At 56.9% G+C, this 12185-nt stretch carries 9 protein-coding genes; 2 read left to right on the top strand and 7 right to left on the bottom strand.

Annotated features, from left to right (window positions below; all coding sequences use genetic code 11):
- Positions 1-25: 25 nt before the first annotated feature.
- The 4 genes from CJP46_RS33230 to CJP46_RS33215 form a co-directional block, all read right to left on the bottom strand.
- Complete coding sequence (locus CJP46_RS33230) at positions 26-3205, bottom strand: DEAD/DEAH box helicase (RefSeq protein ID WP_256992649.1); 3180 nt, start codon at positions 3203-3205, stop codon at positions 26-28.
- Positions 3202-4833: an SWIM zinc finger family protein gene (locus CJP46_RS33225; RefSeq protein ID WP_094599903.1), complete on the bottom strand. Its 1632-nt coding sequence runs from the start codon at positions 4831-4833 to the stop codon at positions 3202-3204. The genes CJP46_RS33230 and CJP46_RS33225 overlap by 4 nt, the downstream gene beginning before the upstream one ends.
- Positions 4834-4894: 61 nt before the next feature.
- A complete protein-coding gene (locus CJP46_RS33220) occupies positions 4895-6139 on the bottom strand; it encodes an MFS transporter (protein ID WP_094599983.1) in 1245 nt (414 codons plus the stop codon).
- Between the two features lie 154 nt (positions 6140-6293).
- Entirely contained in the window at positions 6294-6722 is a 429-nt protein-coding gene (locus tag CJP46_RS33215; protein ID WP_256992648.1) for a DnaJ family domain-containing protein, read from the bottom strand.
- 216 nt (positions 6723-6938) lie between these two features.
- Between CJP46_RS33215 and CJP46_RS33210 the strand changes: the two genes are divergently transcribed.
- Entirely contained in the window at positions 6939-7799 is an 861-nt protein-coding gene (locus CJP46_RS33210) for a CPBP family intramembrane glutamic endopeptidase (protein WP_094599902.1), read from the top strand.
- A 118-nt stretch (positions 7800-7917) separates the two neighbouring features.
- Here the strand turns inward: CJP46_RS33210 and CJP46_RS33205 are convergent, their stop codons facing one another.
- Positions 7918-9378, bottom strand: a complete 1461-nt coding sequence (locus CJP46_RS33205; protein WP_094599901.1) for an MFS transporter — start codon at positions 9376-9378, stop codon at positions 7918-7920.
- A gap of 172 nt (positions 9379-9550) precedes the next feature.
- Between CJP46_RS33205 and CJP46_RS33200 the strand changes: the two genes are divergently transcribed.
- Complete coding sequence (locus tag CJP46_RS33200) at positions 9551-9979, top strand: MarR family winged helix-turn-helix transcriptional regulator (RefSeq protein ID WP_094599900.1); 429 nt, start codon at positions 9551-9553, stop codon at positions 9977-9979.
- Between the two features lie 76 nt (positions 9980-10055).
- Here the strand turns inward: CJP46_RS33200 and CJP46_RS33195 are convergent, their stop codons facing one another.
- Both CJP46_RS33195 and CJP46_RS33190 read right to left on the bottom strand, forming a co-directional pair.
- Positions 10056-11774, bottom strand: a complete 1719-nt coding sequence (locus CJP46_RS33195) for an ABC transporter ATP-binding protein (protein WP_094599899.1) — start codon at positions 11772-11774, stop codon at positions 10056-10058.
- 28 nt (positions 11775-11802) lie between these two features.
- Positions 11803-12159, bottom strand: coding sequence for a VOC family protein (locus CJP46_RS33190; RefSeq protein ID WP_094599898.1), 357 nt, complete (start codon positions 12157-12159; stop codon positions 11803-11805).
- Between the last annotated feature and the right edge of the window lie 26 nt (positions 12160-12185).

Below are 12185 nucleotides of genomic sequence, written 5' to 3'. Positions count from 1 at the left end.
CGTCCCCAAGCCTGGCTCCTGATCCTTACCAGTCACGCCGCAGCGTAAACAGATCCTTCAGCGCATCGGTCGACAGCTCGGTAATCCAGCTTTCCGTGCTGGAAATGACATTATCGCTGAGCTGCTGCTTGCTCTCCAGCATCTCGTCGATCCGCTCTTCGAGCGTGCCGAGCGAGATGAACTTGTGCACCTGCACGTCCTTGGTCTGGCCCATCCGGTAGGCGCGGTCCGTCGCCTGGTTCTCCACGGCCGGGTTCCACCAACGGTCGAAGTGGAAGACGTGGTTGGCCGCGGTCAGGTTCAGACCGACGCCTCCGGCTTTGATCGACAGGATAAACACGTTCGGCTGCTCGGCTGCCGGCAGCGACTGGGACTGGAACTGATCGATCATCCGGTCCCGTGCGGTTTTGGACGTGCTTCCGTTTAGATACAGCACCTTCTCCTGCAGCTCCTGCCCCAGAACCCGCTGGAGCATCTGGCCCATGCCGATATACTGCGTAAAAATCAGGCAGCGGTCGCCCTCTTCCCGCAGTTCCTTGACCATGGCCAACAGTCGCTCCAGCTTGGCCGAGCGGCTGATGAGCCGTTCCGTGTCGAGCGTACCGCCTGCAGTGTCCGCTGCTGAGTCATGTTCATCCGCCGGAGCCCCTGCATCACTTATAGCAGCTTCATTGCTCTCAGCTTCATGCTTTCCAGCAGTCTCCAGATCACCCGAAACTCCTGAAGCGGTCGAATGACTCAGGATACCTGAGTCAACCGCATCGCCCGCACCTCCCGGTTCACCTGCCATGCCCGAAGCAGCTGGAATATCGCCCGGATCCACGAAGTTCTCGACCGATTCCCCGGTCAGGAGCACCGGATGGTCGCAGATCTGCTTCAGCTGGGTCAGGGCTGACAGGATAGCCCCTTTGCGCTGAATCCCCTCCAGCTTCTGCACCCGGTTCATCAGGTCGTTGACCGTCTGATCGTAGATGGCGCTCTGCTCGGCGGTCAGGTGGATGTAAGTCTTCATCTCGTTCTTCTCCGGCAGCTCAAGCTGGATGTGCGGATCCTTCTTCTTCCGCCGCAGCATAAACGGCTTCACCAGCTTCTGCAGCTGCTCCGTCCGCTGTTCGTCCTGATCCCGCTCGATCGGCTGGATGAAACGGACCTGGAAGCTGCGAAGGCTGCCCAAAAATCCCGGATTCATAAAATCGTACAGCGACCACAGCTCGGAAAGCCGGTTTTCGATCGGCGTTCCGGTCAGCGCGATCCGGTGTCTGGCTGGAAAGCTGCGGACGGCGGCCGACTGCTTCGTCTGGGCGTTCTTGATGTTCTGGGCCTCGTCCAGACAGAGCGACTCCCAGGTGAATTCCTTCAGCAGCTCCTGGTCCAGCGTCGCGGTCGCGTACGAAGTCAGGACCACATCGGCCTCGCGTAGTTCTTCGCGCAGCGCCTCCTCGCCCGACCGGCGGCTGCCGTAATGCAGCAGCACCTTGAGCGAAGGCGCGAAGCGGCTGATCTCCTTCTGCCAGTTGCCCAATACCGAGGTCGGGCAGATCAGCAGCGAAGGCAGGTGCCGCTCCCCATTGGCGTCCGCCCTCTCTTTCAGATGCAGCAAATACGTGATAAATTGTATCGTTTTCCCAAGGCCCATATCGTCGGCCAGGCAGGCGCCCAGCCCAAACCGGCGCAGAAACGCCAGCCAGGAAAAACCGTCGTACTGATAAGAACGCAGCTCGGCCTGAAGCCCGGACGGAACGTCCAGTTTCGGCCAGGCCGACTTCTGGCTGAGCTGGTTCATCAGCGTCAGAAGATGCTCGTTCAGCTCCACTTCGAGTTCGATCCTTGCCTCTTCGTCCGGGGCTTCTTCCGCCTCTTCTTCCTCACCGTCTTCCCGCTTCCGGGCGCCGGCATCCTCGTCCTTCCGCTGAAGGTGCAGATGCAGAACGTCCTGAAGGGACAAGCCCTGCGAGCTGTCGACCCCTTCCATCATCTGGCCGATTTGCTTGATTAGAACGGGATCAAGCGTAATCCATTCGCCGCGGAAGCGGACCAGCCGCTCGTTGCGGGCGACCAGCTCTTTGAATTCGTCCTCCGTGATCTGGAGGTCGCCGATCGACACCCGCCAGTCAAACTGAATGATCGAGTCCAGGCCGAACAGCGAGCTGCCCTGCCCTTTGGCGGCGGCCTCCTCGCCCTCGCCGGCCTTGACCTTGGCCCGCAGCTTCGGCTTCCGCCGGCTGGCGCCCTCCCACCACGCGGGCAGCAGCACCTGCCAGCCCGCATCAAGCAGACGGCGGCTGTCCGCCGTCAAAAACTGCCACGCCGCCGCGTCGGACAGCGGCTGGCCCAGCACGTCGCTGCGCTCCGCAGCCCGCACGCTTGCCGGCAGGCTGGCGCGCAAATGCTCCGCCCACCCGGCGGAGCGCTCTTGGATGTGGGCCGTCCAGACGTCCGGCCACACGCCGTAAGCCTGTCCGTCCGCATCCAGGCGGACAGGCACCAGCACCGACGGGTCCAGCTTGTCCTGCAGCACAAGCTGAAGGCGCCAGACGGGCTCGGCTTCGTCCGGCTCCAGCAGCTGCAGCACGGGCCGGAACGGCGCCGTGTCCGCTTTCCAACCGATCGAGATGAGCCACGCCTGCTCGGTCAAGCCGGCCACGGCCCCCTCTCTGGCGAAGAGCATCGGGTACTCGCGGCGCAAGTCGGAAGCCGTCGCTTCCGTACCGTAGCACTCGCTGAATACCATCGAAGAGAACGCGGCGCGCAGCCCCTCGGCAAACTCCGGCCCCAGGTCCCTGATCTCCTCCCGCGCATCGGCATCCAGCCGGGCTTCATCCCAGTTCCACAGAAGCTTGCCGGACTGAAATGCGGACAAGCTCGGGGAATACCGCTTCTCACGAACGCAGGACATCAGCGCGGGAGCGAGCCGGATCAGCGTCTCCGTCCCTTCGTCCCCTGCCCACTGGATATGGGCAAGCAGGTTCAGTCTGCCAAAGAAAGGAATGACGTACTCGGCCGGCAGGATGACCAGCTCGATCTCCTGCACCTGCTGTACGTCGAGCTGCGTGCCGTACAAGGTGTCTTCATGCCAGGCGAACAGCCTGTGCTTCAGGTCGATGCCGGGCACGGACCGGCGCGTTGGCGTCGATCCGTAGATGAGCGCGTCGCCGTACCCGCTAAGCCGGGTATGGATCGTGATGGTGTCGGTATACGGAATCATGGGATCAACTTTCCTTTCCGAAGCTCTTCCTGAAGCGCGCGCAGCCGGCTGTGGCGGCTGGAAAACACGATGATGAATTCTTCCCAGCGCTCCTCCCGCTTCAATTTTTTGTACAGCTTGGCCAGACGCTTGAGCAGCTTGACCGCTGCTTTGTAACCGGAACGGTTCTTCAGGAGCACATGCCGCTCCACGCCCTGATGATAGAAGGGCAGCAGCAGCTCCGGCGCCTGCTTCTCGATCGGCGCAAGCACGCTGACCCGAAACTCCAGCGGGTCTTTGCCGGAACTGAGCTGCACGTCCATCCATAAGCGCCATTTTTCATGGGCCAGCAGGTTATCTTCATAGACTTCCTTCGAATATGGCAGCATACCGGCGAGCGTATGCCACATCGTCTCCTCCGCTTCGGGAACATGCTGGACAAAGGTATTCCAATAGGCGGCATAATCGTGCAGCGGCTCCTTCCGGTGATTGCTGAACAAGGGAGCAAGCCGCACCAGCCATTCCTGCAGGCGGGCCCAGTCCTCCGATGCGGACAGCTCGTCCAAAAAGGATGTTAAAAATCCATGCGGAATGATGGACGCTTTGTCCGCCGCCTGCAGCCAGGACCAGGCCTGCCGGTCTTCCCCCATCAGGAAAGCGATCTTCGCCTGGGCGAGCATCCACGGCAGGCGGGAGAGCGTCTCCCCCAGCTCCTCTTCGGCGCTCTGCAGCTTACGCATCTCTTCCTCATGCTGAAGAGTGTCTTTTACGTTCGGATGAATCCATTTCAGCCAGAACCGGTCATAAATATCGAACAGATAGCCTTGCTGCCCCGTTTCCGTCAGCATCTGCCGGCGCAGGTAGTTCAGCGTCTTGGTCACGCGCGGCCACTGATCCGGCTCGGCGGACAGATTGATCCCTTCACCCAGCAGCTGCAGCATGCCAGCCCGCAATTCATCTGCGGCCACCTGCACATGATACCCCAAAAATGCCGGAGATCTTCCGCCCGGCGCAATCGGTTTGATCAGCTTAATCAGCATATACAGCCTCGCATGGAGCTGATACAGCTGCTCCATGGCCGGAGACAGGTCCGGCTTGACGGCGTTGATCGCATGAATGGCGTTCCGGGCATAGTGCGAATTCTGGCTCGTAAATTCCAGCGGAGTGACGCACAGCTTAAAGAAGGCGTGCCATTCAGAGAGGCTCATCTCCGCCAGATGGCCCGCTTTCTCTCTTAAAGCATCCACCGCATTTCCACGCCGCGCGGGGACGAGGTCTTCTTCGTCTTCCGGCTCCGGCAGGTGGTGCTGCAGTCTGACCGTCGTGTGCGCATTGACAATCGCATGCACGGACCGTCCTTGCCGGCTCACATACTCAAGCAGGGCGGCAATCGAATGCTTGCATCGTTCCCCGACCGGGCAGCTGCAGCGGCCGTCCTGAGGGGACTCGGGGCTCAAACGAACACGGTAAGCCTCCCCGCCCTTCACCACGGCCTCGATTTCTCCATCGCCGCCGACTGAAAACTCCGCTACCCGGCCCTGTTTATAATATTGAAATCCGCGTTTGATCGTCAGGTCGTTATAATATTCCGCAACGCTGCGGATCAGTTGCTGCCACTGTATATCGTTTAAGGTTTGGTTCACACTCATGTTTGTTCATCGTCTCCTGAGAGAGCGTTAGGAAAAAGCGTGGGGAACCCCCCACGCTTCCCTACAGCAGTTCGTTTCTTTTTTTCAAATACCGGTACAGCACAAAACTCATCGCCGAGCAGACCAAGGCGCACAAGCCGATAAACGAATATCCGGCCTGCAGTCCCCGGACCAAGCCTTCGTGGGAGCCTGCACCAAAGATATGCTTCACGCCGCTCGTGATGGCGCCGATCAGATAATTGCCGATCACGCTGCCGACCCCCATCAGGGTGACGGTGAAGGTGATGGCCGTATCGCTTCCTTTCACATAACGCTTGGCAATGACCGCCATGACGGTCGGATAAATCGGAGCAATACCGATGCCCGCGGCCGCAAACAGGAACGCGCCTCCTTCACCGCTGAAAATGGCGGCGAACGTGCACAGTCCCGAGAAGCCGGAAAGGATCATCAGCGACAGAATAAAACCGATCCGGTCCGTTACCGGGCCTAGGAAAAGCCGTGCGAGCGAGAAGCACAGGAAGAAGATCGAGAGCATGCCCGAAGCTGCGGTCTGATCCCACTGATAGCTTTTCTCCAGAAAATTCACCAGCCAACTGCCCACGGCCATTTCCGAAACGACGCCAAAGGTCAGCAGCAGTACGATCATCCACAAAGCACGGTCCTTGGACAGCATTCGCAGCGATATCCGCTCCTCCTGGACGGTGTCATCGCCCGGAAATCGGCCGAGCAGCGCCGGAATCATCGGGATTACCGCCAGCGCGAGCATCACCATATACATCTCACGCCAGCCGAGCGTCACGCCCATGATCGAAACGGACATTAAGCCCGAAGCAATCATCGGCGCCACGATCGAACTGAGCCCGTAGAAAAAGTGCGACAGGTTCATCATCGTCCCGGTATTGCGCACGAAAATCCGCGCTCCCAGAATCGCCAAGCCGATTTCCAGCATGCCGTTGCCGATGTACATGAAAAAATAGGACGCCGAAAACAGCGGGTACGTTCGCGATAATAGGATGAAGACGCCCGATAGAACCATCGATCCGAACGAGATCATGCTGACCCATTTGATCCCGATCTTGCGGGTGATATATCCAGTAAAGGAGCAGGCCAGCAAATACCCGAGCGAATTTAGCGAGAGCAGGGTTCCAAGCTGCTGCTCGTCGAGTCCGAAATCCGCCTGAATGCGGGGAATCGCCGGACCCTTGATATTTTCCGAAAATCCAAAAATGATGAACCCGATAAAAACGGTCGCCAGCTGCAGCATATAGTTGCGGCCGGCCGGCTTGGCCGTCTTCAACTCGTTCATTTCCGCCTGTGTCTGCAATGATAAATCTCCTTAATCGTAAAGTGGATAGATTGAACTAAAGTTTTGCATTTGAACTTCCTGTTATAACGGCCCGATACGGCCTATAACCTTCAATTTCTTTAGTTCATGCTATATGGATGAAAGTTTTATAGCATTAAACCCATTTGGGGTAGGCATTCTCCAAATTCGCTCTGGACACCAGCCCCTTCTGCAGCATCGGGTGCGGCACGATCCGGTTATACGTTCTGATTTTGTCGTTGACCGTATCGAGTTCGGCACGAAGCTCGTGTTCCGAACGGGGATTTTCGGCCAGACGCTTCAAATCCGCGGCGATTTCCTTCCGCAGCTCGGCCCAAGGAGGCTGATAATTGTTCTTCTTCAAAATGCTGCTGAACACATCTTCGTCGTCGATTTTATGCGGCTTGCCTTTGCCGGGCAGATCATCAAACCCGCCCCTCTTCGCAAAATCGTCAATGGCCGATTCCACCAGCCCGTACCGCGTGGACATGTTCTGGTAGCGTTCTTCCGCTTCGTCCTTTTCGCCATGATCTTCGGCTTCTTTGTTCTTATCTTCCCGATTCACCCGAGTCACCTCTCCCTATGCCAGGATCGTCGATCCGTAGTTTGGAGCCTATCGAATATCGTATAGTCTCATTGTAGCATACCCCGGTCTTCCCTCCGCATGTCGTATTCGAAACTTTTCGAAATGGCCGCAAAATTTTGTGTACCAAGCTTTATAAATTCTTGATAATTGCCCCTTACCATAACCAGTAACATCCAATAAGAGAGGAAGTTATTCATGGAAATGACACCTGTTCGTTCCGCGGCGGCATTCAGTATGACTGTGCTGCTGCTTACCCTGCTGGCCAATCTATCCGGAAATATGAATCTCGTTGCGCTCAGCCAACTCGCTCCAATCATCACCGTGATTCTGATGCTGATCATTCTGCCCGGAAGAAGGGATGCTTTACGGTCATCGGGGCTTGGCACGGTCGGCGGGCTCCGCTGGTACTTTGCCGCCATTTTGTCCATCGTCCCCATTGGGGTCGGATTTGTTGCCGCGTGGGCTTTCGGGATCGTCCATCTGCCGTCGGCCGAATTCCTGAGTCAAGGCACAGCCCATTTTACCGTTTCTGAATATGCCTGGTATATCACGAAAAGCTCCTGGTCTCCTATCATGCTGATCAGCATGCTGATCTTTTCCTTCGGGGAGGAAATCGGCTGGCGCGGCTATCTGCAGCCCAAGTTGACGGAAGCCTGCGGCATTCGGAAATCCATTATGATTACCGCCGCTGTGTGGGCCTGCTTCCATTATCCTTTTTATATCAATCAATACAATGCGGATGGTAATGTGTGGATCGACCTGGTGCTGTTCACCGTCATGATCTTCCCGCTATCCGTGTTTATGGGCTGGGTCCGCTGGCGGAGCCGCAGTATCTGGCCGGTCGTTCTCATTCATATGATCATCAATTTGTCGCGGAACTGGCTGGAGCAGCTGTTCTTCGATAAAGCTTCAGGCTGGTCTTACGTGGCCGGGGAAAGCGGGGTCATTACCATTGCGGTATGGGCGGCCTGCGCGGCGGTGATCTGGGTCCGGCTTAAGAAACATGCCCAAGTTAAAAAGACATCCGGTGAGCTGACAGGCATCCATGCGCGTTAAAGTGGAATTTGAGCAGGAAGGTTATTGCCGGTAATGGATGTTAAATTTCAAAAAAACAACCGTCCCCTTTGCGGGAGCGGTTGTTTTCTGCATTGGATTGGCTTATTCACCTAAAAAATCAAGCCTTAACCTCGCGGCGCTTCTCGGCCTTCGCCCGGTACATTCGCCAACCCGTCAGGACGGCAGCCGCCAGGCAGATGCAGGCCGACGTGCTGAACACCGCGTGCATTCCGCTTAAGAAAATGTCCGGATGTCCCGGCACCAGCCCGGTCACCCGCTGGCCGGCGCGCAGGCTCATGACGTGGAACAGAATGGTCGTCGCGACGGTAATGCCGACGACCATGCCCACGTTCCGCACCAAGGAATTGACGCTCCCGGCCGAGCCGAGCTGCGTGCGAGGAACTTGAGACATGACGAGCGAGTTGTTCGGCGACTGGAACAGGCCGCTGCCGATGCCGAGCATGGCGATCCACAGTCCGACGAGCACGAGGCTGCTTCCTTCATGAAGCCAGGCCAAGCCGAATTGGGCGATTACCATCACGACCAAACCGGCAAAGGTGAGGAGCTCCGAGCCGATTTTGTCCGACAACGCGCCGCTGATCGGCGCCACGATGACCATGCAGATCGGGAAGAGCATCAGCAGAAATCCGGCGGCAAACGGCGACAAATTCAGCATGTTCTGGGCATAGAACGGCGCGATGATGTTAAAGCAGAAATTGGCCGTGAAGACGAGAAAGCCGCACAGAATGCTGATGGAGAAAAGCGGATTTTTAAAGAGCGACAGATCCAATAGCGCGTCCTTGCGAACCGCTTCGGTGCGAAGGAAGACGACCAGCGCCACCAGCGCGACGGCAAGGGACAGCAGAATCCAGACGTTGCCGTATCCGGTCTGCTGGCCGAGCAGCAGTCCTGCAAACAAAGTGATGATGAATACGGCGAACAGCGAGCTTCCCGGCATGTCGATCTTGGCCTTAACCCGGATCAAATCGGCCGGAAGCACCTTCCACCCCATGATGATCGCAATCAAACCGATCGGTACGTTGACCCAGAAAATGTACTCCCATCCAAGCGATGAGATGATAATGCCGCCCAGCGAAGGCCCGGCAATGCTTCCGAGGGAGACGAACGTGCCGATCAGCCCCAGCGCTCTCCCCCGCTCGTTCGCCGGAAAAATATCGGTCAGAATCCCCTGGCTGTTCGCCATGGTCATGGAGGCACCAAGCGCCTGAATGACCCGGGAGACGATCAGGAACGGCAGCGTGGTGCTGAACCCGCACAACAGCGAGCCGATAATGAAGATGATCGTGCCGATCTTGAAAATACGAATCTTGCCTGCAATATCGCCCAGTTTTCCGAAGAAAAGAATGACCGCGCAGATCGCCATCAGGTACCCCGTTGTTACCCACTCGATCTGGGCGATCGGCAGTCCCATCTGTTTGGACAGCACCGGCAGGGCGATATTGACGATGCTTCCGTCCAGCGTGGACATAAACGTAAATAAATTCAAAACAATGAGGATGATCCAGCGTTTCTTCTGGATATTCGCATCCTCTTGATACGTTCGCTGCAGTGAACTCATGTGCTGCCTCCTGGTCCTGTTCATATTCATTAGTTGCGCGCGCAACTAATTGGCAGTAACAGTGTACCTTATATTAGTTGCATACGCAACCATTTTAAGATAAAATATTTTCTGAATTGCGTTTATCGTTCCCGTTGTCCCCCCACTTCATGATGAAAGAAGGTGCCGATGCATGCCGAACAAAGAACCGATTGGCAAGCTGATCTCGTACATCCATCGTCAAAACCAAAAAAGGCTCGCCAAGGAACTGGCTCCTTACGGCATGGGCGGCGGCGGACAGCACAGCTTCCTGAAGGTGATCCTGTATCAGCCGGGAATTACGCAGGAACAGTTGACCCAGCAGTTGAAATTCGACAAGGCCACCACGGCCCGTTCTATCAAACAGCTGGAGGCGTCCGGTTATATCGTGCGTAAGCCGGACCCGGACGACCGGCGTTCCCAGCTGCTGTATCCCACCTCCAAAGCCAAGCAGATGCGGCCTCAGCTGCAGGCGATCCTGGATGAATCGAACCGGATTTTGACCCGGCATCTGACCCCGGAAGAGCATGATCAGCTGATCTCCCTGCTGCACAAAGTCAGCTTGGCCCAGAACGAGGAATAAAGGAAAGGAGCCCCACGAGGATCGTGGAGCTCCTTTTTGCTTCCGTAATATTCGCTGATAAACTTACGAACCCATATTATGAATGCTGCGACTGGGCCAGGTGCAATCGGCTGTATATGCCGCCGGCCGCAATCAGCTCCTGATGCATGCCCTCTTCGGCAATGCCATGCTCATTCACGACCATAATGCGGTCCGCGTTGCGGATCGTCGTCAGCCGGTGAGCGATGACCAGCGTCGTGCGTCCCTGCGACAGCTCGGTCAGCGCCTTCTGGATCGCGGCTTCCGTCTCGGTATCGAGCGCAGACGTCGCCTCGTCCAAAATAAGGATCGGCGGGTTCTTCAGGAACATCCGGGCGATCGACAAGCGCTGCTTCTGTCCGCCCGACAGCTTCACGCCCCGCTCGCCGATCACCGTGTCCATGCCCTCCGGCATGGAGCGGATCACTTCGGCCAGCGATGCGCGCTCCGCCGCTTTCCAAATTTCCGCATCGGTAGCTTCCAAATTGCCGTAAGCGATATTTTCCTTCACCGTGCCGGAGAACAGGAACACGTCCTGCTGCACGATGCCGATGTGCCGCCGCAGCGAATCCAGCTTGATGTCACGGATATCGATGCCGTCGATCGTAATCCGTCCCCCCTCCAGCTCATAGAAGCGCGGCAGCAGGCTGCAGATCGTCGTTTTCCCCGCTCCGGAAGGACCGACGAACGCGACGGTCTCTCCTGCCCGGATCGACAGATCGATGTTGTTCAGTATCGGTTTGGCCGGATCATAACCGAAGGTGACGCCTTCGTAGCGGATGTTGCCCTGAACCCGATCAATTTCCACCGCATCCGGGGCATCCGCAATGTCCGGCTCGGTATCCATGATTTCCAAATACCGCCTAAAGCCGGCAATACCTTTCGGGTAGCTTTCAATGACCGCATTGATCTTTTCGATCGGGCGGAAAAAGACGTTGGACAGCAGCAGGAATGCCATGAACTCGCCCAGCTCGATCCGTCCGCTGAGGAAAAACCAGGCGCCGCACAGCATCACGAACACGGTGACGAGACGCATCATCATGTAGGTGACCGACATGCTTTTCGCCATCGTCTTATAAGCCATCAGCTTGGTAAGGCGGAAGTTCTGGTTGTCGACGTCGAACAGCTTCTTCTCATGCTCTTCATTGGCAAAAGACTGCACGACGCGGATACCGCCGACATTGTCCTCGATCCGGGCGTTGAAATTCCCCACGTTCCCGAACAGCCGTCGGTACGTCGTCGTCATTCGGCCGCCGAAGTGGATAATGACCCAGGCCATGACGGGGATAATGATAAAGGTCAGCAGCGCCAGTTCCAGGTTAATGGAAGCCATTAGCGCAAAAGAGCCGATCAGCGTCATGACCGCAATGAAGACATCCTCGGGCCCGTGATGGGCCACCTCGCCGACGTCGTTCAGATCATTGGTGATCCGTCCGACCAAATGCCCGGTTTTATGATTGTCGAAGAAACGGAACGAGAGCTTCTGAATATGGTTGAACAGCTTTCTACGCATATCCGTTTCAATGTTGATGCCCAGCATATGCCCCCAATAAGTCACGATATACTGCAGCACCATATTGAGCCCGTAAATGGCCAGCAGCGCCAGACAGGCGACCACAATAATCGCCCAGTCCTTGCCGGGCAGCAGGTTATCGATAAAACGGCTGACGGCGAGCGGAAAAGCCAGCTCCAGCAGCCCTGCGAACACCGCGCACACGAAATCAAGGATAAACAGCCCCTTGTACGGCTTGTAGTACGCGAAAAACCTTCGAATCATGGATGTATCACACTTCCTTGTTGTTATTTTACGCCTGGGCGTGAGCCAGGATATTGACTAGTTTACCAAAAGGATCCCTTACATAGAAACGGCGCACGCCCCACGGCTCATCTGCCGGGCCGTATTCGATCTGAAATCCCGCTTGCACCATGCGGTTCAGTGCTTCGTCAACGTCGTCCACTTCGATGGACAGATCCGGCGTTGGAGTCCCGAAGCCTCCTTCCGATGCCACGCTGACCTGAACATCCATTCGGGCATCGGTCCCATAGGTGGCGATCCATCCGTGGTCCATCCATTTCTCCAACCCGAGCACGTCCTCGTAAAAAGCGCGGGCGGCCGCAAGATCCTCGGCGTGAATATTTGTGACGATCCGCTTTACCTTCATTTCCATCCCCCTGTTCCTTTTACTTC

It is taken from the genome of Paenibacillus sp. XY044 (assembly GCF_002257645.1).
Lineage (GTDB): Bacteria > Bacillota > Bacilli > Paenibacillales > Paenibacillaceae > Paenibacillus_AQ.
This window is presented reverse-complemented; position numbering and strand designations above follow the sequence as displayed.

Bases quoted from the DNA above. Each gene is read 5' to 3' on its own strand.
- CJP46_RS33230 (WP_256992649.1), bottom strand. From the start codon at position 3,205: ATGATTCCGTATACCGACACCATCACGATCCATACCCGGCTTAGCGGG.
- CJP46_RS33225 (WP_094599903.1), bottom strand. From the start codon at position 4,833: ATGAGTGTGAACCAAACCTTAAACGATATACAGTGGCAGCAACTGATC.
- CJP46_RS33220 (WP_094599983.1), bottom strand. From the start codon at position 6,139: ATGAACGAGTTGAAGACGGCCAAGCCGGCCGGCCGCAACTATATGCTG.
- CJP46_RS33210 (WP_094599902.1), top strand. From the start codon at position 6,939: ATGGAAATGACACCTGTTCGTTCCGCGGCGGCATTCAGTATGACTGTG.
- CJP46_RS33205 (WP_094599901.1), bottom strand. From the start codon at position 9,378: ATGAGTTCACTGCAGCGAACGTATCAAGAGGATGCGAATATCCAGAAG.
- CJP46_RS33200 (WP_094599900.1), top strand. From the start codon at position 9,551: ATGCCGAACAAAGAACCGATTGGCAAGCTGATCTCGTACATCCATCGT.
- CJP46_RS33195 (WP_094599899.1), bottom strand. From the start codon at position 11,774: ATGATTCGAAGGTTTTTCGCGTACTACAAGCCGTACAAGGGGCTGTTT.
- CJP46_RS33190 (WP_094599898.1), bottom strand. From the start codon at position 12,159: ATGAAGGTAAAGCGGATCGTCACAAATATTCACGCCGAGGATCTTGCG.